The 26,043-nt window shown below is 64.8% G+C and carries 27 protein-coding genes; 15 read left to right on the top strand and 12 right to left on the bottom strand.

Annotated elements, in window-relative coordinates; genetic code table 11:
* Positions 1-5 precede the first annotated feature (5 nt).
* On the bottom strand, positions 6-491 hold the full coding sequence (locus tag V6B08_RS10920; protein WP_341980560.1) for a PAS domain-containing protein: 486 nt from the start codon (positions 489-491) through the stop codon (positions 6-8).
* Between the two features lie 159 nt (positions 492-650).
* Between V6B08_RS10920 and V6B08_RS10915 the strand changes: the two genes are divergently transcribed.
* The 3 genes from V6B08_RS10915 (at position 651) to V6B08_RS10905 (ending at position 3,380) form a co-directional block, all read left to right on the top strand.
* On the top strand, positions 651-1,391 hold the full coding sequence (locus tag V6B08_RS10915; protein WP_341980558.1) for an SDR family NAD(P)-dependent oxidoreductase: 741 nt from the start codon (positions 651-653) through the stop codon (positions 1,389-1,391).
* 155 nt (positions 1,392-1,546) lie between these two features.
* Entirely contained in the window at positions 1,547-1,762 is a 216-nt protein-coding gene (locus V6B08_RS10910; protein ID WP_341980556.1) for a hypothetical protein, read from the top strand.
* Complete coding sequence (locus V6B08_RS10905; RefSeq protein WP_341980554.1) at positions 1,755-3,380, top strand: GMC family oxidoreductase; 1,626 nt, start codon at positions 1,755-1,757, stop codon at positions 3,378-3,380. The genes V6B08_RS10910 and V6B08_RS10905 overlap by 8 nt, the downstream gene beginning before the upstream one ends.
* 168 nt (positions 3,381-3,548) lie before the next feature.
* Here V6B08_RS10905 and ppa read toward each other — a convergent pair whose 3' ends face one another.
* Positions 3,549-4,082 carry an inorganic diphosphatase gene (gene ppa, locus V6B08_RS10900; RefSeq protein ID WP_341980552.1) on the bottom strand — a complete coding sequence of 178 codons (534 nt, stop codon included), beginning with the start codon at positions 4,080-4,082 and terminating at the stop codon, positions 3,549-3,551.
* Positions 4,083-4,224: 142 nt separating this feature from the next.
* On the opposite strand from ppa, the gene pyk reads away from it, so the two are divergent.
* Both pyk and V6B08_RS10890 read left to right on the top strand, forming a co-directional pair.
* Complete coding sequence (pyk, locus tag V6B08_RS10895) at positions 4,225-5,637, top strand: pyruvate kinase (RefSeq protein WP_341980551.1); 1,413 nt, start codon at positions 4,225-4,227, stop codon at positions 5,635-5,637.
* A 17-nt stretch (positions 5,638-5,654) separates the two neighbouring features.
* Complete coding sequence (locus V6B08_RS10890; protein WP_341980550.1) at positions 5,655-5,987, top strand: DMT family protein; 333 nt, start codon at positions 5,655-5,657, stop codon at positions 5,985-5,987.
* Positions 5,988-5,993: 6 nt separating this feature from the next.
* Here the strand turns inward: V6B08_RS10890 and V6B08_RS10885 are convergent, their stop codons facing one another.
* Positions 5,994-6,584, bottom strand: a complete 591-nt coding sequence (locus V6B08_RS10885) for a tetratricopeptide repeat protein (protein WP_341980549.1) — start codon at positions 6,582-6,584, stop codon at positions 5,994-5,996.
* Positions 6,585-6,645: 61 nt separating this feature from the next.
* Between V6B08_RS10885 and V6B08_RS10880 the strand changes: the two genes are divergently transcribed.
* From V6B08_RS10880 to V6B08_RS10870, 3 genes are all read left to right on the top strand, one after another.
* A complete protein-coding gene (locus V6B08_RS10880) occupies positions 6,646-7,050 on the top strand; it encodes a COG4315 family predicted lipoprotein (protein WP_341980548.1) in 405 nt (134 codons plus the stop codon).
* A gap of 126 nt (positions 7,051-7,176) precedes the next feature.
* On the top strand, positions 7,177-7,671 hold the full coding sequence (locus V6B08_RS10875) for an RNA polymerase sigma factor (RefSeq protein ID WP_440588805.1): 495 nt from the start codon (positions 7,177-7,179) through the stop codon (positions 7,669-7,671).
* The gene (locus V6B08_RS10870; RefSeq protein ID WP_341980544.1) at positions 7,668-8,465 is read left to right on the top strand and encodes an anti-sigma factor family protein; all 798 of its coding nucleotides are present in this window, start codon (positions 7,668-7,670) and stop codon (positions 8,463-8,465) included. Before V6B08_RS10875 ends, V6B08_RS10870 begins: the two co-directional genes overlap by 4 nt.
* A 94-nt stretch (positions 8,466-8,559) precedes the next feature.
* Here V6B08_RS10870 and V6B08_RS10865 read toward each other — a convergent pair whose 3' ends face one another.
* From V6B08_RS10865 to V6B08_RS10855, 3 genes are read right to left on the bottom strand one after another with little or no spacing between them, the layout of a single operon-like run.
* Positions 8,560-8,997, bottom strand: coding sequence for a PaaI family thioesterase (locus V6B08_RS10865; RefSeq protein ID WP_341980542.1), 438 nt, complete (start codon positions 8,995-8,997; stop codon positions 8,560-8,562).
* The gene (locus tag V6B08_RS10860; RefSeq protein ID WP_341980540.1) at positions 8,994-9,479 is read right to left on the bottom strand and encodes a PaaI family thioesterase; all 486 of its coding nucleotides are present in this window, start codon (positions 9,477-9,479) and stop codon (positions 8,994-8,996) included. The genes V6B08_RS10865 and V6B08_RS10860 overlap by 4 nt, the downstream gene beginning before the upstream one ends.
* Entirely contained in the window at positions 9,476-10,462 is a 987-nt protein-coding gene (locus V6B08_RS10855; RefSeq protein ID WP_341980539.1) for an NAD-dependent epimerase, read from the bottom strand. Before V6B08_RS10855 ends, V6B08_RS10860 begins: the two co-directional genes overlap by 4 nt.
* Before the next feature lie 255 nt (positions 10,463-10,717).
* Between V6B08_RS10855 and V6B08_RS10850 the strand changes: the two genes are divergently transcribed.
* Entirely contained in the window at positions 10,718-14,215 is a 3,498-nt protein-coding gene (locus V6B08_RS10850; protein WP_341980538.1) for an indolepyruvate ferredoxin oxidoreductase family protein, read from the top strand.
* 177 nt (positions 14,216-14,392) lie between these two features.
* On the top strand, positions 14,393-15,241 hold the full coding sequence (locus tag V6B08_RS10845) for an alpha/beta hydrolase family protein (protein WP_341980536.1): 849 nt from the start codon (positions 14,393-14,395) through the stop codon (positions 15,239-15,241).
* 1 nt (position 15,242) lies between these two features.
* On the opposite strand, the gene V6B08_RS10840 is transcribed toward V6B08_RS10845, so the two are convergent.
* The 5 genes from V6B08_RS10840 to V6B08_RS10820 all read right to left on the bottom strand — a co-directional run bounded on the left by V6B08_RS10840 (position 15,243) and on the right by V6B08_RS10820 (position 18,260).
* On the bottom strand, positions 15,243-15,635 hold the full coding sequence (locus V6B08_RS10840; RefSeq protein WP_341980534.1) for a hypothetical protein: 393 nt from the start codon (positions 15,633-15,635) through the stop codon (positions 15,243-15,245).
* Between the two features lies 1 nt (position 15,636).
* Complete coding sequence (locus V6B08_RS10835) at positions 15,637-15,903, bottom strand: DUF2312 domain-containing protein (protein WP_341980532.1); 267 nt, start codon at positions 15,901-15,903, stop codon at positions 15,637-15,639.
* Between the two features lie 138 nt (positions 15,904-16,041).
* Positions 16,042-16,356: a DUF1244 domain-containing protein gene (locus V6B08_RS10830; protein ID WP_341980530.1), complete on the bottom strand. Its 315-nt coding sequence runs from the start codon at positions 16,354-16,356 to the stop codon at positions 16,042-16,044.
* 11 nt (positions 16,357-16,367) lie between these two features.
* The gene (locus V6B08_RS10825; RefSeq protein ID WP_341980528.1) at positions 16,368-17,492 is read right to left on the bottom strand and encodes a carboxylate-amine ligase; all 1,125 of its coding nucleotides are present in this window, start codon (positions 17,490-17,492) and stop codon (positions 16,368-16,370) included.
* Positions 17,493-17,495: 3 nt separating this feature from the next.
* Positions 17,496-18,260, bottom strand: coding sequence for an N-formylglutamate amidohydrolase (locus V6B08_RS10820; protein WP_341980527.1), 765 nt, complete (start codon positions 18,258-18,260; stop codon positions 17,496-17,498).
* A 101-nt stretch (positions 18,261-18,361) separates the two neighbouring features.
* Between V6B08_RS10820 and V6B08_RS10815 the strand changes: the two genes are divergently transcribed.
* On the top strand, positions 18,362-19,648 hold the full coding sequence (locus V6B08_RS10815) for an FAD-dependent oxidoreductase (protein ID WP_341980525.1): 1,287 nt from the start codon (positions 18,362-18,364) through the stop codon (positions 19,646-19,648).
* Positions 19,645-20,865 (top strand): MFS transporter, encoded by a 1,221-nt coding sequence (locus V6B08_RS10810; RefSeq protein WP_341980523.1) that lies wholly within the window; start codon positions 19,645-19,647, stop codon positions 20,863-20,865. The genes V6B08_RS10815 and V6B08_RS10810 overlap by 4 nt, the downstream gene beginning before the upstream one ends.
* Positions 20,866-20,871: 6 nt before the next feature.
* Here the strand turns inward: V6B08_RS10810 and V6B08_RS10805 are convergent, their stop codons facing one another.
* A complete protein-coding gene (locus V6B08_RS10805) occupies positions 20,872-21,723 on the bottom strand; it encodes a hypothetical protein (RefSeq protein ID WP_341980521.1) in 852 nt (283 codons plus the stop codon).
* A gap of 121 nt (positions 21,724-21,844) precedes the next feature.
* Between V6B08_RS10805 and V6B08_RS10800 the strand changes: the two genes are divergently transcribed.
* The 3 genes from V6B08_RS10800 to V6B08_RS10790 are packed head-to-tail and all read left to right on the top strand — an operon-like array spanning position 21,845 to position 26,043.
* A complete protein-coding gene (locus V6B08_RS10800; protein WP_341980518.1) occupies positions 21,845-23,929 on the top strand; it encodes a 3-hydroxyacyl-CoA dehydrogenase NAD-binding domain-containing protein in 2,085 nt (694 codons plus the stop codon).
* 46 nt (positions 23,930-23,975) lie between these two features.
* Positions 23,976-25,586: a peptide chain release factor 3 gene (locus tag V6B08_RS10795; RefSeq protein WP_341980516.1), complete on the top strand. Its 1,611-nt coding sequence runs from the start codon at positions 23,976-23,978 to the stop codon at positions 25,584-25,586.
* Positions 25,564-26,043: a hypothetical protein gene (locus V6B08_RS10790; protein WP_341980514.1), complete on the top strand. Its 480-nt coding sequence runs from the start codon at positions 25,564-25,566 to the stop codon at positions 26,041-26,043. The genes V6B08_RS10795 and V6B08_RS10790 overlap by 23 nt, the downstream gene beginning before the upstream one ends.

Genomic DNA, 26,043 nt, shown 5'->3' with positions numbered 1-26,043 from the left:
CCCCCCTACCCCAAAAACATCAACTCCCCCAGCAGCCAGGTGCTCTGCCCGTCTGGGGCCAGGATCGGCAGGTGGAGGGAGTCGAAGGGCAGGTAGTCCTTGCCGGCCCAGAGCACGGCGCCGCCGGCACGCAGGATCACGTGTTTGCGCACCACGATCTGATAGGCGTTGATCACCGTGGCGGCGTCCTCGGCGGAGAAACCCCAGAAGAGTTCGCTCACTTTCGAGCCGGTGAATTCATGGCCGTGTATGGCGGTGAGATCGGCGCCGATCAGGCGGTAGCGGAAATCGGCGCCGCCTTCTATCGGCTCGGCGATGAACAGGCTGCCGAGATGCTCTTTCAGTTGCGTCGGGTCGATATCCTGGCGCCGGGGGATGCCGCCATCGGCCGGGCAGCGCGCACGCCAATAGTCGCGCAGCGCGCAGAGGCGCGGCGCGTCATCCAGCGCCGGATTCAATTCGGCGTGGAGGCGGCTTTTACGTGTGGTCATCGCGTCGGTCCCACCCTGGCGCATGGCCTGATACTCCGCCCCAGTATACGGCGCCGGGCGGCGCGAATGCCACTCCGCCGAGGCTATTGGCGGCTTCCAGGGCGCGGCCGGATCGCCCATCATGCTGGGCAAGGATCGGGCGATAAACGGGAGGGAAAAATGGCCGCAGCAGGCTTCGCGGGCGCGTTGGATTTCACCGGCAGGAGCGTGCTGGTTACTGGCGGCTCGGATGGCATCGGCTATGGCGTGGCGCGGGCCTTCGCGTCGCTGGGTGCCCGCGTCACCGTCACCGGCACGCGCGAGGCGGCAAGCTATGCCCAGGATTTCTCCGGGCTTGGCTTCCAGCGCCTGGATGTCTCCGACCCGGCTTCGGTGGCGGCACTCGCGCCGCTGTTTCCCGAACTGGATGTGCTGGTGAACTGCGTCGGCACGGTGCTGTATCGGGGCCAGGAATTCGAGCGCGCCGGCTTTGCCCGCGTGCTGGATATCAACCTCACCGGCATCATGGATGTGTGCGCCACCCTGCAGCCGGCTTTAGGCAAGCACGGCGGCGCCATCGTCAATCTCGATTCCGTGGTGGCCGAGCAGGCGGCGCGCAACAACCCGGCCTATTCCGCCAGCAAGATCGGGCTGAAGCATCTGAACAAGGCGCTGGCGATCAAATGGGGCAAGCAGGGCATCCGGGTGAACGGCGTCGGCCCCGGCTTCGTGCCGACCAAGCTGACCGCCAACCAGGCCGGCAATGAAGCCGCCGTGGCCGCCCGCCTGCCCTTGGGCCGCATCGGCACGCCCGACGACATTGCCGGCGCGGTGCTGTTCCTGGCCTCGCCGCTGGCCGGCTATGTGACGGGGCAATCCATCCTGGTGGATGGCGGCATGACGCTGCTGGGGGCGTTGTAGGGGCTGGGGGCGCTATAGTGGCCGATTGACTGTTCGCATAATGTTCTGTATAGTGTTTTGTCGGTAAACAGCGGAAAACAGCCCTGTGACAAAATCGCCGGAATGTCCGGGAAGCTTTGGGAAGCGTTTGGGAAGCGTCGGGATATGGAAATGGGATGCTGGCTTTCGCCAGCATGACGACCTTATTTGTTTTCCTTGTCATGCCCGCGCAGGCGGGCATCCCATTCTGTATCCAGGCCAGCATCCCATTTTTGCACATCCCATTTTTGCAAATCCCATTTTCGGTAAAGTTGTTTTACCCCTCCGCCGCGCCTTCCCGCCCTCACCCCGGCTTCCCTAAACTGGCGGCCAAGGGAGAAACGCATGGCTGAAGATTTCGAGGATGGCGGCACATTCGATTACGTGATCGTTGGTGGCGGCACGGCGGGGTCGCTGCTGGCCAACCGGCTTTCCGCCGATCCATCGCGCCGCGTGCTGGTGCTGGAAGCCGGCGGCGACGACACCTGGATCTGGTTTCACATTCCCATCGGCTATCTGTTCGCCATCGGCAATCCGCGTTCCGACTGGTGCTTCAAGACCGAGGCAGTGCCGGGGCTGAATGGCCGTTCCATCGGCTATGCGCGCGGCAAGGTGCTGGGCGGCTGCACCGCGATCAACGCCATGGTCTACATGCGCGGCCAGGCCGCCGATTACGATGCCTGGCGCCAGCTTGGCCTCACCGGCTGGGGCTGGGATGATGTGCTGCCCTATTTCCTCAAGCATGAGAATCATTTCGCCGGTGAGGCTCCGCTGCACAAAAGCGGCGGCGAATGGCGCGTCGAGCAGCCGCGCGTGCGCTGGGATATCCTGGATGCCGTGGGCCGCGCTGGTGCTGAAATCGGCATTCCGCCGGTGGCGGATTTCAATGGCGGCGACAATGAAGGCGCGGGCTATTTCCAGGTCAACCAGCATAAGGGCCGGCGCTGGTCGGCGGCGACGGGCTTCCTCAAGCCTGTGATGCACCGGCAGAATCTCACCGTGCGCCTGCAGGCCCATGCCGAGCGGATCGAATTGCAAGGCCGCCGCGCCACCGGGCTGATCTACACGCTGAATGGCCGCCGCTACCGCGTGCGCGCGGCGCGCGAAGTGCTGCTCACCGCTGGCGCCATCGCCTCGCCGCAACTGCTCCAGCTATCGGGCATCGGGCCGGGGGCGCTGTTGCAGCAGCATGGCATCCCGGTGCTGCATGACTCACCCGGCGTCGGCGAGAATCTGCAGGATCATCTGCAGGTGCGGCTGATCTACAAGGTGAAGAACGTCACGACTATCAACGAACTCGATCAGTCGCTCTTCGCCAAGGCGAAGATCGCGCTGGAATATGCGCTATTCCGGCGCGGCGCGCTGACCATGGCGCCCTCGCAATTCGGCATGTTCACGCGCTCAAGCCCGGAGCATGCCACGGCGAATGTCGAGTATCACATCCAGCCGTTGTCGCTGGATAAGTTCGGCGATCCGCTGCACAAGTTTCCCGCCTTCACCGCCAGTATCTGCAATCTGCGCCCGACGTCGCGCGGCCATGTGCGGATCAAGAGCCGCGATGCTTTCACCGCCCCGGCGATCCAGCCGAATTATCTCTCGACACCAGAGGATCAGCGCGTGGCGGTGGACAGCATCAAGCTGACGCGGCGGCTGGCACAGGCCCGGGCGCTGGCGCCCTATGAGCCGGAGGAATACCTGCCCGGCCCCGGGGTGGCGAGCGAGGCCGACATGGTAAAGGCGGCGGGCGATCTCGGCGCCACCATCTTCCATCCAGTGTCGACCGCGAAGATGGGGCCGGACCACGACCGCATGGCGGTGCTGGATGGCGAGTTGCGGGTGCGCGGCATTGATGGCTTGCGCGTGGTGGATGCCTCGGCAATGCCGCTGATCACCTCGGGCAATACGGCCTCGCCGACCCTGATGATCGCGGAGAAGGCCGCCGAGAGCATTATCCGCGATGCAAGGGGGTAAGATAGACGCCAAAACCCGTCGTCATGCCCGGCCTTGAGCCAGGCATCTCAGGCCGCGTGGCGGCTGGAGTCTGTGCTTGCGGGAGATCCTCGGCTCAAGGCCGAGGATGACGAGACTGGGCCGAGGATGACGAGACTGGGCCGAGGATGACGAGACTGGTAGGAAGTGTTAGCTCAAGCCGGCCGCGCGCTTCACGCCATCGGTGATCAGCTTGGCGGCTTCTTCCGGGCCGACCCACTGGGTGTTCTTGACGAACTTGCCCTTCTCCAGGTCCTTGTAGTGGCTGAAGAAGTGTTCGATCTGGGTCAGCAGGCTGGCCGGCAGGTCTTCGTAGGTGCGCACATCGGTGTAGAACGGGTGCAGTTTGTCCACCGGCACGGCGATGATCTTCTCGTCGCCGCCGGCTTCGTCTTCCATCAGCAGGGCGCCGATCGGCCGCGAGCGGATCACCGCGCCGGCCACCACCGGGATATGGCTCACCACCAGGATGTCGCAGGGGTCGCCGTCGCCCGAGAGCGTGTGCGGGATGAAGCCGTAATTCGCCGGGTAGAACATCGCGGTGTGGATGAAGCGGTCGACGAACAGCGCGCCGGAATCCTTGTCCAGCTCGTACTTCACCGGCACGCCGCCGGCCGGGATTTCGATCACGGCGTTGACGTCGTGGGGCGGGTTCTTCCCCACCGGAATGCGTGCGATGTCCATGGCTGGCTCCGGGATGCTGCGATGCGGCAGACTTTTACTGCGCCGCAGCATATGCCGCAACGCCTAGCCGTAGCATAATCCACGGATTCCCTTGGGTCGCGGCCCGGTTGCCCCTAGGCTGACGGGAAAGAAGGAATCGGCCATGCACCGCACGCGGAATGTCAAAATCGTCGCCACCCTGGGTCCGGCCAGTTCGCAGCCGGAGCAGATTCGCGCCCTGGTGGAGGCCGGTGCCGATGTTTTTCGGCTGAATTTCAGCCATGGCAGCCATGACGATCACCGCGCCCGCATCCATGCCGTGAGGGCATTGGAGCGGGAAATGGGCCAGCCCATCGGCCTCTTGGCCGATTTGCAGGGCCCCAAGCTGCGTATCGGCACCTTCAAGGAAGGCGCCGTGGAGCTGGTGGCCGGGCAGCGTTTCCGCCTCGATGGCGAAGCGGCACCGGGCGATTCGAGCCGGGTCGCGCTGCCACATCCGGAGGTAATGGCAGCCTTGGGCGTCGGCGCCGAATTGCTGCTGGATGACGGCAAGCTGCGCCTCAGAGTGGTGGCCACCGGGGCCGGCTGGGCCGAGGCCGAGGTGCTGGTGGGCGGGCGCCTGAGCGACCGCAAGGGCGTCAACCTGCCCGGCGCGCTGATCCCGATGAGCCCGCTGACGCCGAAGGACCGCGCCGACCTGGCGGTGGCACTGGATATGGGCGTCGACTGGGTGGCCTTGAGCTTCGTGCAGCGGCCCGAGGATCTGGAGGAAGCACGCGGGCTGATCCAGGGCCGCGCGGCGTTGCTGGCCAAGATCGAGAAGCCGGCGGCGATCACCTGCCTGCCCCGGCTGGTGGAACTGGCCGATGCGCTGATGGTGGCGCGCGGCGATCTCGGCGTCGAATTGCCGCTGGCGGAAGTGCCGGGCCTGCAGAAGCGCATCGTGCGGCTGGCGCGGCGTGCCGGCAAACCTGTCGTGGTGGCCACCCAGATGCTGGAAAGCATGATCAAGGCGCCGGTGCCGACCCGCGCCGAAGTCTCGGATGTCGCCACCGCCGTGTATGACGGCGCCGATGCGCTGATGCTCTCGGCGGAAACCGCGTCCGGCGATCATCCGGTGGCCGCCGTCGCCACCATGGATTCGATTGCCGCCCAGGTCGAACGCGATCCGCATTACCGCGGCATCATGGATGCCGAGCATGCCAGCCCGGATTCCACCTCCGCCGATGCGATCACGGCGGCCGCGCGCCAGGTGGCGGAAACCATCAACGCCGTCGCCATCGTCACCTACACCATGTCCGGCTCCACGGCTTTGCGCGCGGCGCGCGAACGGCCGAAATCGCCGATCCTCTGCCTCACGCCCTCTACCGCCACGGCGCGGCGCCTGGCGCTGGCCTGGGGCGTCAACCCGGTGGTCTCGCCCGATGCGGTGGATTTCTCCGACATGGTGCAGCGTGCTTCAGCCATGGCGCGCGAAAGCGGCCTGGCCAAGCCGAACGACTATCTCGTCATCACCGCCGGCGTGCCTTTCGGCACGCCCGGCCGCACCAATGTGCTGCGCATCGCCAAGGCCTGACATCCCGGAGCCCCTTCATGACCACGATACTGCTGCTGATCGGCTCCAATGTGCTGATGACCTTCGCCTGGTACTGGCACCTGAAATTCCCTGAACAGGTGCTGTGGAAGGTGATTGCCATAAGCTGGGGCATCGCGCTGTTCGAATATTGCCTGGCGGTGCCGGCCAACCGCATCGGCTTCACCACCGGCGGCTTCACGGCGGCGCAGCTCAAGATCACCCAGGAGGTGATCACGCTCGGCGTCTTCGCGCTGTTCTCGATCTTCTATCTCGGCGAAGCGATCCGCTGGAACTATCTCGCCGCCTTCGCCTGCCTGGTGGCGGCAGTGGTATTCATCTTCAAATTCTAGAAGCGGCTAAAGTTCCTTGGCGTCCAGCTTGCGGCGGACTTCCTTCAGCTTGTTCGCCATATCCGCCAGATGCGGGTTCACCGCCATGGCGCGGCGATAGGCGCGCAGCGCCTCGGGCAGGTTGTCGACCCGCTCCATGATCAGGCCCAGGCCGGCCAGCGCGCCGAAATGGCGCGGTTCCAGACGCAGCGTGCGCTCCACATCGGCCACCGAACCGGCATAGTCGCCGGCCATGAAGCGCACCGTGGCGCGCTTGTTATAGGCTTCGGCGAAATCGCCCTTCAGCTCGATCATGGCGGTGAAAACCTGATCGGCGCGCTGCAACTCGCCCTGGTTCATCAACTGGATGCCGGATTGCAGCAGGCTGTCCAGGGTGTCGGAGCCGGAAACGCCCCAGGCTTCCCAGATCTTGCGCTCGATCTGGCGGGCTTCGATCGGGTTTTCGGTTTCATGCAGCTTGTCGAACAGCGCATCGAGCGACTCGGCGGCCCGGGCGGGCGCCGCGAAAATCAGCAGAAAAACGAGGAGACTCCAGCCGATCCGCATGAGCTTGAGGTTAGTGCCGCAATTTTCCGGCGGCAAGACGGAATAAATCACATTCCCGCGCGTCTCACCTAAAGAGGGCAGGACAGTGCAACCACCCAAGAAGGGGAACCATATGACGATCAAGACCACCCGCACTCTCAAGACCACCTTGGCCGGCTTCGGGCTGGCCCTGCTGCTGGCGGCCTGCGCCGCCGACATGGCGCCGGCCAAGCCCGGCAGCACCGCCATCGGCAGCGTACTCACCGATGCCAAGGGCATGACGCTCTATACCTTCGACCGCGACGCCACGCCTGGCAAATCGGCCTGCAACGGCCCCTGTGCCACCAACTGGCCGCCGCTGATGGCGGCAGCCGACGCCAAGCCGATGGGCGACTGGAGCATCATCACCCGCGACGATGGCGGCAAGCAGTGGGCCTACAAGGGCAAGCCGCTCTATGCCTGGGCCAAGGATACCAAGCCGGGCGACACCACCGGCGACGGTTTCCTCAACAATGCCTGGCACGTCGCCCGGCCCTGAGGCATGCTGCCGGCCCGGGCGGCGCAATCGAGCCGCGCCCGGGCCGGATTCGCCCGATGCTGTGCTGTTTCTCTGATGCTATTTAGGCGCCAACCGCCGCATCTGCTGGAAGCGGAGATTCCCCGCTTGCGACGCTATGCCCGTTCGCTCTGCCGCGATGCGGCCCAAGCCGATGACCTGGTGCAGGATAGCCTGGCCAAGGCGCTGGCTGCCTGGGGCCAGCGGCGCGACGACGGCGCGTTGCGCCCGTGGCTGTTCGCCATCCTGCACAATACCTGGGCCAATGGCCTGCGCCGCGAAGGCCGGCGCCCGGATGGCGCAGCGCTGGATGACGCCGACGAACCGGCGGTGAGCGGCGGCCAGTTCGAGCGGCTGGAACTGCTGGATATGCAAACCGCCCTGGATAGCCTGAGCGAGGAACAGCGCAGCCTACTGCTGCTGGTCGCCGTGGAAGGATTGAGCTACGAGGAATGCGCCCGCGTGCAGGGCGTGGCGCTTGGCACCGTGATGTCGCGCCTGACCCGCGCCCGCGACCGGCTGCACCGCCTGCTGCATGGCGAAAGCGATGCCGACCCGAACCGCCCGCGCCAGAAAAGCCCGAGCCTGAGGAGAGTGAAATGAGCGACCGCGACGAGAGCATCGACGACGCGACGCTGCATGCCTATGTCGATGACCGGCTGAACGGCGCCGAACGCAGCCGCGTCGAGGCCTATCTGCTGCGCAACCCGGAGGCCGCCGCGCGCGTCACCGCCTGGCAGGAACAGGCCGATGCCCTGCGCCAGCATTTCGGCGCGCAGCTTGATGATGTCCAATCCAATGATGCAATGCCGGCGATGCTCGGCGCTGTGTTCCTGCGCCCGACTTTCGCCGAGCGTGCACGCAAGGCATTGCCGCGTATCGCCGCGCTGCTGCTGGTGGCTGCCCTGGGCGCCGGCCTCGGCTGGTGGGGCCGCGGCAGTGTTTTGGAACGCCAGCCGCAGGTGGCAGCAGCGCCGCTGTCACGTGAGGCGGCCCGCGCGCATCTGCTCTATACGGCGGAAGTGCTGCATCCGGTGGAAGTGCCGGCGGCGGAAGAAAAGCATCTCGTCGCCTGGCTCTCCAAGCGCCTCGGCACCCAGCTCAAGGCGCCGTATCTGGCGGAAGCCGGCTTCAGCCTGATCGGCGGGCGGCTGCTGCCGGCAGCCAGCAATGGCGCGGCGGCGCAGTTCATGTACGAGAACAAGCGCGGCGAACGGCTGACGCTCTATGTCCGCTCCGGCGAACCCGGCACTGACACCGCCTTCCATTTCAACGAGCAGAACGGCGCCGCCGGCTTCTACTGGATCGATGGCGGCTATGGCTACGCCCTGGTCGGCGCGCTGGAGCGCGACAAGCTGCTGCCGATTGCCCGCGCGGTGTATGCGCAGTTGAATTGATCGCAAATCGTCATCCCCGGGCCTGACCCGGGGATCTCTTGCAATCCGAGACAGATGCCCGGATCAAGTCCGGGCATGACGAATGGGGGGGCGATTACCCCAGCAGGAAATGCGCGTGGGCGGCGGCGACCGGCTTGGCCGGATCGTCCTGCCAGGCTTCAGCGCGCACATTGGCGACGCGGCGGCCATGCTTGGTGATGGTGGCGCGGGCGAAGGTTTCCACCGGGCGGGCCGAGCGCAGGTAATCCACGCTCAGGTCGATGATCTTCGGAATCGTGTCGGTCTCGGCGGCAAAGATGAGCTGGATAATCGCTGCCGATTCCAGCAGCGCGCCGATCACGCCGCCATGCAAAGCCGGCAGTTGCGCGTTGCCGATCAGCTTGGGGTCGGCCGGCAGCACGCAGACCGGCCCTTCGGCGCCCTTGCGCACGGACAGGCCCAGGAAGCGCAGGTAAGGCACGGCCTGCACAAAGCGGGCATAATCCTCGGCCTGGCGTGCCTCGCGGACGAAAGTCTCCAGATCGCTGCTCATGCCGGCTTCTCCTTGCGGCGCAGGCTTACCGCCGGCTTGTCGGAGGAACCCAGCATGAAGGTGGCGACGCAGGAGGCGATCAGATCGTCCGGCGCATCCTCGTGATAGGCGCGGGCACGCACGAAGGCGATGGTGCGGGTGATCTTGTAGCAATGGGCGGCAGCGAGCAATTCCGCCTGCGCCCGTGCCGGCTTCAGATAGTCTATGCGCAGATCCAGCGTGGCGATGGCCTGCAGCTTGCGCGTGCCAGCCAGCACCGCCATGCCGCACACGGTATCGATCAGCGCTGTCACCGCGCCGCCATGCAGCACGCCGGTGGTGGGGTCACCCACCAGATCCGGGTTATAGGGCAGCGCCATCACGGTATCTTCCGCCGCCATCCGCACCAGCCGCATGCCGGTGGCGCCGCAATGCGGAATGCCCTGGCGGATATAGGCGTCGATGACCTTGGGATCGACGCCTTCCGGGTTGATGTCGCTCATGCCTCATTCCGCCCATGGTAATTGCGGTACCATTCGACGAAACGCGGCACGCCGACATCAATCGGCGTGGTGGGCTGGAAACCGAGGTCGTTGCGGATCGCCTCGATATCGGCATAGGTGGACTTCACGTCGCCGGGCTGCAGCGGCAGCAGGCGCTTCTCGGCCTTGCGGCCCAAAGCCTGTTCCAGCACCTCGATCAGGCGCAGCAGCTCTTCCGGCTTGTTGTTGCCGATATTGTAGACCTTGTAGGGCCGCCCCTGCTCGTTCGGCGGCGCCGGATTGTCGAGGCAGGCGATGATGCCGCGCACGATGTCGTCGATATAGGTGAAGTCGCGCTGCATGTCGCCGTGATTGAACACGTCGATCGGCTTGCCTTCCAGGATCGCCTTGGTGAACAGATACATCGCCATGTCCGGCCGGCCCCAGGGACCATAGACGGTGAAGAAGCGCAGGCCGGTCTGCGGAATCTGGAACAGATGTGAATAGGCGTGGCTGATCAGTTCGTCGGCCTTCTTGGTGGCAGCATAGAGCGACACCGGCTGGTCGACGCGGTCCTCCACCGCAAACGGCAGCTTGGTGTTGCCGCCATAGACCGAGGAGGATGAGGCATAGACCAGGTGCTTAAGCTGGGGCCATTGCCGGCACAGCTCCAGGATCGTGGTATGGCCCATCAGGTTGGCGCGGATATAGGCGAAGGGATTGATCAGCGAATAGCGCACGCCGGCCTGGGCGGCGAGGTGCACCACGCGGGTGACCGGCTCATGCGCCAGCGCCTCGCGCATGGCATCCCAATCGGAGATATCCAGTTTCAGGAAGCGGAAGCCCTTGCGACCCTGCAGCCGGGCCAGGCGGGCCTGCTTCAGGGCGGGATCGTAATAGTCGTTCAGATTGTCAACGCCGATGACCTCTTCCCCGCGCCCCAGCAGCACCTCGGCGACATGGTATCCGATGAAACCGGCGGCACCGGTGAGCAGAACGGTCATGTACAGGTCCTTATGCGGGCCGGAAAACCGCCCCGGAACGCTCGACTGGAACGCTTAGGCGGTGCCTCTCATTGACTATGGCCGGCTATCTACCAGAATCAAAGCAAAGAGCAACCAGCCCGGATAGCGCCTGCCCGGCGATAATAAGACTATCGACTCAGGCACGGGCTGGTTTATAATTAGGTCAGTATTGCTTACCTATTTGGTCCAGACCCCAAGGGCCGGTGGCAATGCGCCAGCAGGAGGAAAAACGGGATGCTGACGAATGTCACGCTCGACGACAAATACACCCTGGAAAAAGGGCGTGTGTTCCTCACCGGCACCCAGGCGCTGGTTCGCCTGCCCATGCTGCAACGTAAGCGCGACCTGCTGGCTGGCCTGAATACCGGCTGCTTCATCTCCGGCTATCGCGGCTCGCCGCTCGGCATGTTCGACCAGCAGCTCTGGAAGGCGCGCAAGTTCCTGAAAGAGAATCACATCCATTTCCAGCCCGGCCTGAATGAAGACATGGCCGCCACCTCGGTCTGGGGCAGCCAGCAGGTCGGCATGTTCCCGGGCGCCAATTACGACGGCGTGTTCGGCATCTGGTATGGCAAGGGCCCCGGCGTCGACCGCGCCATGGACGTGTTCAAGCATGCCAATTCCGCCGGCACCTCGCCCAATGGCGGTGTGCTGGCCTTGTGCGGCGACGACCACGGTGCGGCTTCCTCCACGCTGGCGCATCAGTCCGAGCACATGATGATGGCGGCGATGATTCCAATGCTGAATCCCGCCAGCGTGCAGGAATTCCTCGATTACGGCCTGATCGGCTGGGCGATGTCGCGCTATGCCGGTATCTGGGTCGGCTTCAAATGCCAGACCGAGACGGTGGAAAGCTCGGCCAGTGTTTCCATCGACCCTGAACGCCTGGTGCTGCAATACCCGACCGACTTCGCCATGCCGGAAGGTGGCCTCAATATCCGCTGGCCGGATGGCGTGCTGGAGCAGGAACTGCGCCTGCAGCAGCACAAGGTCTATGCCGCGCTGGCCTTCGCCCGCGCCAACAAGATCGACCGCGTGGTGATCGACAGCCCGCGCGCCAGGCTCGGCATCATCACCACTGGCAAGTCCTATCTTGATGTACGCCAGGCGCTGGATGAACTCGGCATCGACGACAAGTTGGCCGCCGAAATCGGCATCCGGCTCTACAAGGTCGGCATGGTGTGGCCGCTGGAGCGCGAAGGCGCCCGGCATTTCGCGGAAGGGCTCGAGGAAGTCCTGGTCGTGGAAGAAAAGCGCGCCATGATCGAGAACCAGCTCAAGGAACAGCTCTACAATTGGCGCGAGGATGTGCGTCCCCGCGTGGTCGGCAAGTTCGATGAAAACCACGAGTGGATTCTGCCGTCCGCCGGCGAAATCAATCCCGGCATGGTGGCGCGCGCCATCTACAACCGCATCAAGCGGTTCTATACCAATCCGCTGATGGAAGAGCGCATCGCCTTCCTGGAGCAGAAGGTGCGCGAAAAGAATGCGCTGAAAGTAACCACCCAGCGCACGCCGTATTTCTGCTCCGGCTGCCCGCACAACACCTCCACCCGCGTGCCGGAAGGCAGCCGCGCCGCCGCAGGCATCGGCTGCCATTTCATGGCGCTGTGGATGAACCGCGAGACCGCCACCTTCACCCAGATGGGCGGCGAAGGCGTGCCCTGGGTCGGCCAGGCACCGTTCACCAACGAGAAGCATATCTTCGCTAACCTGGGCGATGGCACCTATTTCCATTCCGGCCTGCTGGCGGTGCGCCAGTCGATCGCCGCCAAGGTGAACATCACCTACAAGATCCTCTACAACGACGCCGTGGCGATGACCGGCGGTCAGCAGCATGACGGCGTACTCAATCCGGCTTCTATAACGCAGCAGGTCTATGGCGAAGGCGCCAAGAAGATCGTGGTGGTGACCGACGATCCCGACAAATACCCGGTGGATACCCCCTGGGCGCCGGGCGTGACTATCCGCCACCGCGACGAACTGGATGCCGTGCAGAAGGAATTGCGCGAGATCGAGGGCTGCACCGTGCTGGTCTACGACCAGACCTGCGCCGCCGAGAAGCGCCGCCGCCGCAAGCGCGGCACCTTCCCCGACCCGCAGAAGCGCGCCTTCATCAATGATGCCGTCTGCGAAGGCTGCGGCGATTGCTCGGTGAAATCCAACTGCGTCTCGGTCGAGCCGCTGGAAACCGAACTTGGCCGCAAGCGCAAGATCAACCAGTCGGCCTGCAACAAGGACTTCTCCTGCGTCAACGGCTTCTGCCCCTCCTTCGTCACCGTGCATGGCGGCCGCCTGAAGCGCGCCAAGGTGCAGGCGAGCAAGAGCGGCCCCTCGGAAGCCGATATCGCGGCGATGATCGAGAAGCTGCCGAAGCCGGAAGTGCCGGGCCTGGAACAGCCTTACAACATCCTGATCACCGGTATCGGCGGCACTGGCGTTGTCACCATCGGGCAGATTCTCGGCATGGCGGCGCATCTGGAAGGCTACGGCACCAGCGTGCTGGATTTCACCGGCCTGGCGCAGAAGAACGGCGCCGTGCTGAGCCATGTGCGCATTGCGCGCGAGCCGGAAAACATCCACGCCGTGCGCGTTGCCGCCGGCGGCGCCGACCTGGTGCTGGGCTGCGACATGGTGGTGGCAGCCAGCCCCGACGCACTGGACAAGATGCATAGCGGCGCCACCCGCGTGGTGATCAACAGCCACCGCACGCCAACCGCCGCCTTCACGCTCAACCCGAATATCCAGTTCGACGAGAGCGGCATGGTGCAGGCGATCCGCAAGGCAGCCGGCGACAACCTGAGCGAATTCCTCGAAGGCACCCGCATCGCCACGGCGTTGATGGGCGATGCCATCGCCACCAACATGTTCATGCTCGGCTATGCCGTGCAGCGCGGCCTGATCCCACTCAAGCTCAATGCCGTGCTCAAGGCCATTGAACTCAACGGCGCCGCCGTGGAAGGCAATATCCGCGCACTGAACTGGGGCCGACTCTATGCCCAGGACCCGAAGATGGTGGAAGCAATAGCCCGCCCGGCGATCCCGCCAGCGGAATTGCAGGTCTTCGCCACCAGCCTGGAAGACATCGTCGCCAAGCGCTATGACCTGCTTGTCGCCTACCAGGACAAGGCCTATGCCGAGAAGTACAAGGCGCTGGTGGAAAGCGTGCGCCAGGCGGAAACCGCCAAGGCCAAGGGCTTCACCGGCCTCGCCGAAACCGTGGCGCGCTATGCCTACAAGCTGATGGCCTACAAGGACGAGTATGAAGTGGCGCGGCTCTATACCGATGGCGACTTCAAGGCCAAGCTGAATGCGCAGTTCGAGGGCGACTTCACACTGGAATTCCACCTCGCGCCGCCGCTGCTGACCAAGGAAGACCCGCAGACCGGCCTGCCGAAGAAGATGCAGTTCGGCCCCTGGATGCTGAAGGCCTTCGGTGTGCTGGCCCGCTTCAAGCATCTGCGCGGCACGGCCCTGGATATCTTCGGCTACACCGAGGAGCGCAAGACCGAGCGGCAGTTGATCAAGGATTACGAAAAGCTGCTCACCGAACTCTGCGCCAACCTCACCCCGGCCAATCACGCCCTGGCGGTGGAACTGGCGGCGATCCCGGAGGAAATCCGTGGCTACGGCCATGTGAAGCTGAAGCACCTGCAGGCGGCGAAGGAAAAGGAAGCTGCCCTGCTCGCCAGCTTCCGCAACCCGGCCCCGCTGGCGACGGCGGCGGAGTAGAAATCCTTTTCTGTGTCATACCGGCGAAAGCCGGTATCCCATTTTCGGCAAAATGGGACCCTCGCTTCCGCGAGGGTGACGGAGAGGGATAAAATCGGCATTTCCCTCGCGGCATGCCGCTGCGTCATTACCAGAAAGGTAATTGCCAAGCAGCCTAGCTCATGGCCTGATTGCGGCATGAGCGAACAAGTCACCCTCACGCGGAACAATGGCACGCGCTTCACGCTGACGCTGCTTCAGCATGAACGGGCCGACGCACCCGCCATCCTGATCCAGCCGGCGATGGGCGTGCAGGCCGGCTATTACAGCCTGCTGGCGGAAGCCCTGCATGCCGCCGGCTGCCATGTCGGCGTTTCCGAACTGCGCGGCCATGAAGCCGCCGAGGATGCGAAGCGACCCGGCTGGGATTACGATTTCAGCTACCACGACATGCTGCATGAGGACTGGCCGCTGGCGGTGCAGGCGATGCAGGCGCGTTTTCCGGCATCGAAATTCTATCTGCTCGGCCACAGCCTCGGCGGCCAGATCAGCAACCTCTATGCCAGCACCCAGCCGGCGAAGCTGGATGGCCTGATCATCATCGCGGCCTGCTCGGTGCATTGGAAACTCTGGGGTTTCCCCTTCCTGCTCTACAGCCAGGTGGCGGGCCAGATCGGGCGGCTGCTGGGCCATTTTCCCGGCAAGCGTTTCCGCTTCGCCGGCCGCGAGGCGCGCGGCGTGATGCGCGACTGGGCACGCCAGGCGCGCACCGGCCGCTTCATGCTCGGCCAGCCGCGCGTCGATTACGAGCCGAAACTCGCCGAGGTGACGCTGCCAGTGCTGGCGATCTCATTGCAGGGTGATTTCTTTGCGCCGCGCCACACCATGGATGCGCTGATCGGCAAGATGTCCAAGGCCGCCCTCACCCGCATCCACCTCGATCCCAAGGCGCTGGGTTTCGAGAAGATCGACCATTTCCGCTGGGTGCGGCAGCCGGCCCTGGTGATGCCGGAGGTGACGAAATGGCTGGAAGCGCAGCGCGCTTAGCTCAGCGCCCTTCGTAGCATTTGATACGGGTGACTTCGCCGCTATCCGTCTCGGTGCTGGGTTCGCGGAAGATTTCCATGGTGCCGCGATTGCGCAGCTTGCATTCGCCGAGCGGCAGCCAGGACGACAGCAGGATCACATAAATGAATTCGCCGGAGCCAAGGCGGTCCGGCGCGCAATAGCGCGTCACTTCACGCGGCTTGGAATTCACCGTGGAATGCACGCGGCCTTCGCGCTTGATACGGATCGGCCAGTTATATTGCGTCAGATTGGCGACGGTGACGCATGCCTGGGCGTCGTCTGTGACGATCGGCGGACGGCCCTGGGCAACGGCTGGAAGGGCCGGCAGCAAAGCGGCGGCGACGCTAAGGACTAGCGCGGCGCCGCGTTGCATCTCACTCCGCCGCCTCTTGCATGCCGAGCGCGCCCATATAGAGGTCGAGCAATTCGGTCTGCTCGTCCAGGTCGGCCTTGTCCATTTTGCGCAGGCGAATCACCTGGCGAAGGATCTTGATGTCGAAGCCATGGCCCTTGGCCTCGGCATAGACTTCCTTCACATCGTCGGCCAGGGCCTTCTTCTCTTCTTCCAGGCGCTCGATGCGCATGACGAGCTGCTGGAGCTGGTCGGCGGCGAAATTGCCGGTCTTCAACTTGGTGGCCATGACAATCCTCAGGCTAGGCGGAATTCCAGGGACCGGATTATAGCCGAGGCGGGCCGGCGCGGAACCGCCGCGCCTTAGTTATCCACAAGCAACATGACAGCTTGTGGGCAAACTCAATAGGTCGCCCCTGGGGTCAACTCAGTGGTTATGCGCCTTCTGGGCATCGGCGAATTTCGCCTTCTGCTCGGCCGAGGCTTCCTTCTGGTACTTCGCCTGCCATTCCGGGTAGGGCATGCCGTAAACGATCTCGCGCGCCGCCATCTTGTCCAGCGCGATGCCCTTCTGCTCGGCGGCGGCCTGATACCAGTTGGACAGGCAATTGCGGCAGAAACCGGCCAGGTTCATCAGGTCGATATTCTGCACATCGGTGCGTTCGCCGAGATGCTGCAGCAGGCGGCGGAAGGCGGCAGCTTCCAGCTCGGTGCGGGTCTTATCGTCGATGGCCTGGGTCATCGCCCTCTCCTTCAATCAAAATTCAGTGTTTCCTGGCACAGCCAGTCTACCACGGCCCGGAGCGCCGCGGCATGGTCCAATCCGTTATCTAGGGCGGCGCGGTAGACCTGCAACTGGCGCTGCGCCGAAGTGCCCCGCGCCAGGATAGCCCGCGCGCCCAGCACTTCCGCCCAATAGCCGCCGGCCTGGGCTTCCTCGCGCACCAGTTCAATCAGTTCCTCCAGCAGCAGGGCATAGTCCACCGCCTCGCCCTTGCCGAAATCCACCAGCCGGCCCTCGACGCCATAGCGCGCGGCACGCCAGCGGTTCTCGTCGATCAGGGCATTGGCATAAAGCCGCCAGCGCTGGTTGCGCTGCTTCAACCGCAACAGCGCGGCGAGCAGGCCGCGATAGAGCGCCGCGATGCTGATGGCATCATCCAGCCGCGTGCAGACATCGGTGACACGCAGTTCCAGGGTCGGGAAACGCGCCGAAGGGCGGATATCCCACCACAGCTTGGTGCCATCGTCGATCAGGCCCGCCCCCGCCATGCGGCCGACCATCCGCTGATATTCGCCCCAGCTCTCGAACCGCTCCGGCAGGCCAGTACGCGGCAGGCTGTCGAAGATCGAGACACGGTAGCTCTGCAAGCCGGTCACCTCGCCCTGCCAGAATGGCGACGATGTGGACAAAGCCAGCAGATGCGGCAGGAAGTAGCTGACCTGGTTCATCAGGTCGATGCGCAGATCTTCGTCAGCGATGCCGACATGCACATGCAGGCCGCAGATCACCAGGCGGCGGGCGACGCCGGCAAGGTCGCTGGCCAGGGCATCATAGCGCGGCCGGTCGGTATGCCGCTGTTCGGCCCAGCGCCCGAAGGGATGCGTGCCGGCGGCAATCGGCGCCAGGCCGTGGCGCGCGGCAACCTCTGCCACGGCACGGCGCAGCCGTACCAGATCGGCACGTGCTTCACCCAGGCTGCCACAGACCCCGGTGGCAACCTCGATCTGGCATTTGAGGAATTCCGGGTTGACCTGGCCGCCGGCCACCTGCTGTGCCTCGGCCAGCATGGCATCGGGCGGCTCCACGGCCAGGACACCGCTGGCGCGCTGCACCAGCAGATATTCCTCCTCGATGCCGATGGTGAAATCGGCCATGGCTTATGCAGCGAGGATCGCGGTGCCGTTTTCGGCCAGGATGCGGCGGAAGCAGCGGTCCAGCCGTGCCGCCCATTCGGCGACGCCGGCCTCATCCGCGATCAGGTCCTGGCGGATTTCCACCAGCACATGCGGCAGGCCACGGCGCTCGCCATGTTCGCGGATACTGTAGCCGGCCTGGCTGCGACCGCTATAGGGCTCGTTGTCGCCCACCACCAGTTCGCCCTCCTCGCGCAGGGCCTGCATCAGCGGAATCGCCAGGCGGCCATCCTGGTTCCACAGGATGCCGACATGCCAGGGCCGGTCGCGGCCCTTCATGCGCGGGGTAAAGGAATGGATCGAAAGCACTGCCGGGCTTGCGCAACGCTGCAATGCGCTGTCGATCTGCGCCGCCACCGCAGAATGGTAGGGTGTGAAATAGGCGCTGATGCGGCGCTGGCGTTCGGCATCGTCGAGGGCGCGGTTGCCCGGCACGATCACGCCATCGCTGATCTCGCAGATCAGAGTAGGATCATCCGGCGCGCGGTTGATATCGATCACCAGGCGGGAATAGCCGCTGAACAAAGCCGGCGCATCCAGGCTCCGGCTCAGCTTTTCCGTCACCAGGGCGGCGCCGGGGTCCCAGCCGATATGTCGGGTGATCTGCTCATGGCTCAGGCCCAGATCGCCGAGTTCCGCCGGCACGGCATGGCTGGCATGGTCGCAAAGCAGCACGGCCGGTGCGCGACCGGAACCGTTGAGGATGCGAAAAGAGACAGGCTCGTTCATGGGCAGGCTACCCTTCGTTGATAGGCCCGGCCCCGGTTAATTGCAAGGCCACCCCGGCCCGCATAAACTGACCGTGAAGAAAAAAGGCCATAGGTATCCCAGTGTTGCAGCATGTCGCCATTGTCGGTAGCGGCCCCTCCGGCCTGTTTTGCGCCGATGCCCTGATCCGCCAGAATCCCGCTCTGAAGATCGATGTGATCGACCGTCTGCCCACCCCCTATGGCCTGGTGCGTTTCGGCGTGGCGCCGGACCACCAGGGAACCAAGGCGGTGACGCGGCAATTCGACCGCCTGTTCACCAACCCGAATATCCGTTTCCTTGGCCGGCTGGAGGTCGGCACCGACCTGCCGCTCAGCGTGCTGCAGGCGCATTACGATGCCGTGGTGCTGGCGGTTGGCGCGCACCAGGATCGCCCGCTCGGGATCCCGGGGGCAGACCTTGCCGGCGTCTATGGTTCGATGGCTTTCGTCGGCTGGTATAACGGCCATCCCGATTTCGCCGACCTGAACCCGCAGCTCAGCAACAGTATCGCCATCATCGGCCAGGGTAATGTGGCCGTCGACATCGCCCGCCTGCTGGCCAAGACGCCAGCGGAACTGGCAGCAAGCGATCTCTGTGCCCATGCGGCAGCAGCGATCCAGGCCGCCGGCATCACCGATATCTACATGATCGGTCGCCGCGGCCCGATAGAGGCCAGCTTCACCAGTGCCGAACTCGCCGAACTCGGCAAGCTCGAACGCCTGCGCCCGGTGCTGCGCAAGAGCGACCTGCCCGACAGCATTCCCGCCGGCCTTGATCCGAATGAGGCCAAGGTGAAGGAACGCAACCTGCAGCTCCTGCATGAATATGCAGGCCGCACCGACGAAAAGCCGGTGATGCTGCATTTCCTGTTTCACAGCGCGCCGCTCGAACTGGTCGGCAACGGCCGCGTCGAGGGCCTGCATGTTGCCGGCGGCACCAAGCCGCTGACCGTCGGCACTGTGATCAGCGCCATCGGCTATCACACGGCGCCGAAGGGCGACCTGCCGGCAGCGGCATCGAACGGCAGGCTGCCGAACAGCGACGGCCTGATCGCGCCGGGCCTCTATGTGGTCGGCTGGGCCAAGCGCGGCCCCAGCGGCACTATCCCGACCAATCGTTCCGAAGCCAAAACGGTCGCCGACCGGCTGCTGGCCGATTTCGCCAGTGATGCCGCCCCGGCCAAGCCGGGCAGTGCCGGCCTGGATGCATGGCTCAAGCAGCAGGGTATTGCCGTGCTGGATTTCGCCGCCTGGAAACACATTGAAGCCGCCGAGATCGCCGCCGCCCGCCCTGGCGCTCCACGCGAGAAGCTGGCGCGCTGGCCCGATCTGCTGGCGATCCAGGCGCAACAGCAGGCGCAGCAGTGAGCGCCAGTACGGAAACGCAGCAAACTCAAGCCCTGCCGGTATGGCCGGTACTGGCGGCCACAACCGGCACGCAATCCCTCACCACGCTCTGTGCGCTCGGCCTTTCCGCCGTGGCGCCGCGGGCCGCCGAATCCCTTGGCGTCGGCCCGGCCATGGTCGGCTACCAAGTCGCCATCGTCTATTTTGGTGCCATGCTGACCTCGCTGATCGGCGGCAGCGTGGTGCGCCGCTTCGGCCCGACACGGGCAAGCCAGATCGCGCTCTGGGTATCGGTCGTCGGATGCGCCCTCACCGCCTATGGCAGCCTGTGGAGCATGGCGCTGGGTGCCTGGGTGATGGGCTCGGGCTACGGCTTCACCAATCCGGCAGCCTCGCTGCTGCTCAGCCGGCTGCCCGCCAGCGGGCGGATGAACCTGATTTTCTCGATCAAGCAATGCGGCGTGCCAATCGGCGGCATGCTGGCCGGGCTGCTGCTGCCGCCGATGACTCTGGCCTTCGACTGGCAGGCGGCGATGCTGCTCTGCGCCTTGCTGGCGCTGGGCCTCAGCCTGCTGTTGCAGCGGGTGCGGCAGCAATGGGATGCCGAGCGCGAGACCGAGACGCGGATTTTCAGCCGGCCGCTCGATGGCCTGATCATGATCTGGCGCCACCCGATCCTGCGCTGGCTTGGCCTCGCCTCGCTGGCCTATTCCGCCGTGCAGCTGAGCGTCACCGGCTTCCTTGTCACGTATCTGGTGGCGGAAATCGAGTTCAGCCTGCTTGCCGCCGGCAGCCTGCTGGCGCTGGTGCAGGTGGCCGGCGCCGCAGGCCGCCTCTCCTGGGGCTGGCTTGCAGACCGGCTGCGTTCCGGCCTGCTGGTGCTGATCATCAATGGCGCCATCGCCGTGCTCGCCGCTTTTGCCACCGCCGCCATGACGCCGCATTGGCCCTGGTTGGCCATTGCCGCCGCCACCATGCTGTTCGGCTTCTGCGCCATCGGCTGGAACGGCGTGTTCATTGCGGTGATCGCCCGTCAGGCACCGCCGGGCCAGATCGGCAACGCCACCGGCGGCACCCTCAGCATCACCTATGCCGGCGTGCTGGCCGGTCCGTCGCTGTTCGCCGCCCTGCATGACAAGGCCGGCATGAGCTATGGCGCCGCTTACGCGCTGATGGCAGTGGCCACGCTGATCGGCATCGCCTTGCTGCTGCAGGGCCGGCGCGGCATCAAGCGCTGACCCTGGTCAGGGAATATCACGTACGCGGAAATTCAGCGTCATGCGCTTTGGCTTGTCGCCAAAATCCGGCGGCAGATCGAAAGGCTGGGCACGACGCATGGCAATCACAAAAGTGCGGATCGCCGTGGCGAAGGATTCCAAATCCGGGCGCCGGCTGATCACATCCCAATCCTTGATCATCAGGCGAAAGTCTTCCGGATCATTGGCGTTGAAGGGCGGCCCCAGCATGCCATTGGGCAGCACCAGATAAGCGCCGCCGATCTGGACCTCCTCGAATTGCGGCGCCTCCCGCTTCAGCAGCCAATGGTCGACAATCTGCGACAGGAAGAAATCCTGCTCAGACTGCTTCATTTCCGGCGCAACCTTCAAAGCCTGCATCGTTTCCGCTGCCGTTTTTGGCAACGGTACGGATGATGCCTCGGTCCGGCGTTGCACCGGGCGCGGCGGCGGCGGGGCGGCCTCGGTGGTGCGCGGCTGTGTCGGCGGCGCTGGCGGCGGCGCCAGTGGCTTTGGCGCCTCGGCCTGGGCCTTGGGTGGCGGCGCGGTGGATTTTTCGGCCTGCGGCGCGCGCTGCAATTGCGGCACTTCCGGCGGGGGCAAGGGCGCTGTCGGCGGCGGCGGCTCGGCAGCCCGCTGCGGCTGCGGCGGGGGTGGCGGGGGCGGTGCTGGCGGCGGGATCACCACTTCGACTTCCAGCGGCGCCTCGGCGATCTTCAGGCCCTGACTCCAGGGCTGCAGGTAGAGCAGCCAGGCCAGGCCCAGATGCAGCAGCAGCGACAATATCAAGGCAAGCATCACCCAGCGCCGGTTGGCCGGTCGGCTGCTTAAGTGATGGAAATCTGCTGCGGCTGCGAACATAGGGTACAGGTAGCTCTTCGCCCCGGCTTCGCCAAGGCCCGGGCCTTTAGGCGCCCGGTTTCCTGGGCTATAATTTGTCCGACAAAGTCCAGAAACCTATGAAAAGCTTGGGAGAGAAACCGTGACCGAGGCCGTGCTCTACAGCCTTTCCGGCAATATTGCCGTACTGACCGTAAACAACCCACCGGTGAATGCGCTCGGCCAGGCCGTGCGCCAGGGCCTGATCGAAGGCCTCACCCGCGCTAATGCCGATACCGCCGCCCAGGCCATCGTGATCGTCGGCGGTGGCCGCACGTTCATCGCCGGCGCCGATATCCGTGAATTCGGCAAGCCGCCGCAGGCGCCGGACCTCAATTCGGTGCTGTCTGCCATTGAGGCCAGCGCCAAGCCGGTGGTGGCGGCGATCCATGGCACTGCCCTTGGCGGCGGCCTGGAAGTGGCGCTTGCCTGCCATTGGCGCGCGGCCGTCCCCAGTGCCCAGGTCGGCCTGCCGGAAGTGAAGCTCGGCATCCTGCCGGGTGCCGGCGGTACCCAGCGTCTGCCGCGCCTGGTCGGGCCGCAGATGGCGCTTGAGATGATCACCTCCGGCAATCCGATTCCGGCCAAGAAGGCGCTGGATGTTGGCGTCGTCGATCATGTGGCGGATGGCGATGTCACCGCTGTCGGCGTCGCCTTCGCCGCCCAGGTGGTGGCCGAGAAGCGCCCGGTTTCGCTGGTCAGCCAGCGCAACGAGAAGGTCAGCAATGTCGACCCGGCATTGTTCGAAGCCTTCCGCAAAGGCATGGAGAAGAAGGCCAAGGGTTTCTTCTCGCCCTGGCGCTGCGTCGATGCCGTGGAAGCCGCCTGCACGCTGCCATTTGCCGAAGGCCTGCAGCGCGAGCGCGAGCTGTTCATGCAATGCATGCAGAGTCCGCAGCGCGCGGCGCAGATCCATGCCTTCTTCGCCGAGCGCGAAGCCGGCAAGATTCCCGGCCTGCCGGCGGACGTGAAGCCCAAGGCGATCAAGTCCGCCGCCGTGCTCGGCGCCGGCACCATGGGCGGCGGCATCGCGATGAATTTCGCCAATGCCGGCATCCCGGTGAAAATCCTGGAAGTGTCGCAGGAAGCCCTGGCCCGCGGCCTCGGCGTGATCGAGAAGAACTACGCCACCAGCGTGCAGCGCGGCTCGATGAAGCAGGAAGCCATGGACCGCGCCATGAAGCTGATCAGCGGCACCCAGCGCTACGAGGATATCGGCGATGCCGATATCGTGGTGGAAGCGGTGTTCGAGGAAATGGGCGTAAAGAAGGAGGTGTTCAAGAAGCTGGACACCATCATGAAGCCCGGCGCGGTTCTGGCGACAAATACCTCCACTCTGGATATCGACGAGATCGCGGCCTCCACCAAGCGGCCGCAGGATGTGATCGGCACGCATTTCTTCAGTCCGGCGAATGTGATGAAGCTGCTGGAGAATGTACGCGGCAAGGCTTCCTCGCCGGAAACCATCGCCACCGTGATGCAGCTCGGCAAGACCCTGCGCAAGGTGCCGGTGCTGGCCGGCAATTGCGATGGCTTCATCGGCAACCGCATGCTGGCCGGTTATCTGCGCGAGGCCAATTTCCTGCTTGAGGAAGGCGCCAGCCCGGCCCAGGTGGACAACGCCCTGGAAGCCTTCGGCCTGGCCATGGGCCCGTTCCGCATGAGCGATCTTGCCGGCCTGGATGTAGGCTGGCGCATCCGCAAGGGCAAGGCGCATCTGCGGCCCAAGGACGAGCGCTACTCGCCGGTGGCCGACCGGCTCTGTGAACAGGGCCGTTTCGGGCAGAAAACCGGCGCCGGTTTCTACAAATACGAGGGCCGCAACGCCACGCCCGACCCGGTGGTTGAGGAAATCATCCTGGCCTCAGCCAAGGAACAGGGCATCCAGCGCCGCAGCATCTCGGACGAGGAAATCGTGCAGCGCTGTATGTATCCGCTGGTCAATGAGGGCGCCCTGATCCTGGAGGAAGGCATCGCGATCCGCTCCAGCGATATCGACATCACCTACCTTTTCGGCTATGGCTTCCCCGTTTACCGGGGCGGGCCGATGTTCTGGGCCGAGCAGATCGGGCTCGACAAGGTGCTCGCCACGATCCGGGAATTCCACAAGGTGCATGGCAAGGCCTGGACCCCTGCTCCGCTTCTGGTGCGTTGCGCCGAAGCCGGCACGGGATGGCCGAAGGGCTAAGACCTTTCAGCCGCTGCACCGCGCGTAGAGGTTATCAGCGGCCATCATGTCCGAAGCCATTGCCCAATCCCATCCGGGCGCCGACCCCATCGGCGCCCGGCGCACTTTCGCCATTATCGCTCATCCCGACGCCGGCAAGACCACGCTGACCGAGAAGCTGCTGCTGTTCGGCGGCGCTATCCATCTCGCCGGCGCGGTGAAGGCGCGTGGCGAAAGCCGGCGCGCGCGGTCCGACTGGCTGAAGATCGAGCAGCAGCGCGGCATCTCGGTTTCCACCTCGGTGATGAATTTCGAGTATGAAGCCTGGACCTTCAATCTACTCGATACGCCAGGCCACGAGGATTTCTCGGAAGACACCTACCGCACGCTGACCGCTGTCGACTCCGCCGTGATGGTGCTCGACGCCGCCAAGGGTATCGAAACCCAGACGCGCAAGCTGTTCGAGGTCTGCCGCCTGCGCGACGTGCCGATTGCCACCTTCGTCAACAAGATCGACCGCGAAAGCCGCGATCCGTTCGAACTGCTGGACGAAGTGGCTTCCACGCTCGCATTGGAGTGTGTCCCCGCCAATTGGCCCGTTGGCATGGGCCACGATTTCCGCGGCTGCTACGACCTGTTCGGCAAACGGCTGCTGCTGGTGGGCAAGGAAAACAAGAATCTCGAGCCCGAGGTGATCGTGCTCGAAGCTGGCCTGGACGATCCGCGTGCTGCCGAGATGATCCCCGCGGCGCAGCTTGCGAAGCTGCGCGAGGATATCGAGCTGATCCAGGGCGCCTGCCCGGCATTCGATGTCGAGAGCTATCGACAGGGCCATATGACGCCGGTCTATTTCGGCTCGGCGTTGAAGAATTTCGGCGTCGATGAACTGCTCAAAGGGTTGGGAAAATTCGCGCCGCCGCCGCGCCCGCAGCCATCCGACAAGCGCATGATCCTGCCGACCGACAAGGCGGTGAGCGGCTTCGTGTTCAAAGTCCAGGCCAACATGGACAAGAACCACCGCGACCGCGTTGCCTTCTTCCGGCTCTGCTCGGGCCATTTCAAGCGTGGCATGAAGCTGCGCCAGGTGCGCAGCGGCAAGCCGATCACGGTGTCGAACCCGACCCTGTTCTTCGCCCGCGACCGTTCGCTGGCGGACGAAGCCTGGCCCGGCGACATCATCGGCATCCCGAACCACGGCACGCTGCGCGTCGGCGACACACTGACCGAGAACGAGGATCTGCGCTTCACCGGCATTCCGAATTTCGCGCCGGAAATCCTGCGCCGCGTGCGGCTTTCCGATCCGATGAAGGCCAAGCATCTGCAACGTGCGCTGGAGGATCTGGCCGAGGAAGGCGTCACCCAGGTATTCCGCCCCCGGCTGGGTTCCGATTGGATCGTCGGCCTGGTCGGCCCGCTGCAGCTCGATGTGCTCTCCGCCCGCCTGGCCGACGAATACAATCTGGAAGTCGGCTTCGAACAGGCGCCCTACGATACGGCCCGCTGGATCAGCGCGGAAAACCCGAAAGATGTCGATCAGTTCATCGACCAGAACCGCGCCGCCATCGGCGACGACCGCGATGGCGCGCCGGTCTTTCTGGCCCGCAACGCATGGGAACTCTCTTACACAGAGAAAAAATGGGATAAGATACGTTTCCATGCGACACGGGAACGCGCCTGATCCGAGCCTCCGCCCGCGCCGCCGGCATCTGCTGGCAGCGCTGGCGGCCCTGTTGCTGCTGCCCGGCATCTCGCTTGCTGCCGACGACAAGAAGAAGAAGGGCGATCCGAACAAGATACCGGAGCGCCCGCCGGTCAACTCGCCACTCCTGACCATCGAAGCCGTGACGGCGCCGGTATCCGGCAATCCGCCGGGCACCATCATCATGACCTTCACGCTCGATTGCGGCACGGTGGAGAATGCACAGCAGGTCGATAACCTGCTGCCGCGCGCCTACAATGCCGTGATCCTGGAACTCAACCGCGAGCCGCTTGGCCGCGATGGCCGCGTCACCGACCAGGACCTGGAAGGCATGAAGCGCCGCCTGCTGTATCAGGTGAACCGCGCCCTCAGGGGCCCGGAGATCAAGGCCGTGCTGATCCGCAGCCTGCAGGAAGTGCCGCGCCGCACTTCCTGA

Source organism: Ferrovibrio sp. MS7, assembly GCF_038404985.1.
Taxonomy (GTDB): Bacteria; Pseudomonadota; Alphaproteobacteria; order Ferrovibrionales; family Ferrovibrionaceae; genus Ferrovibrio; species Ferrovibrio plantarum.
This window is presented reverse-complemented; position numbering and strand designations above follow the sequence as displayed.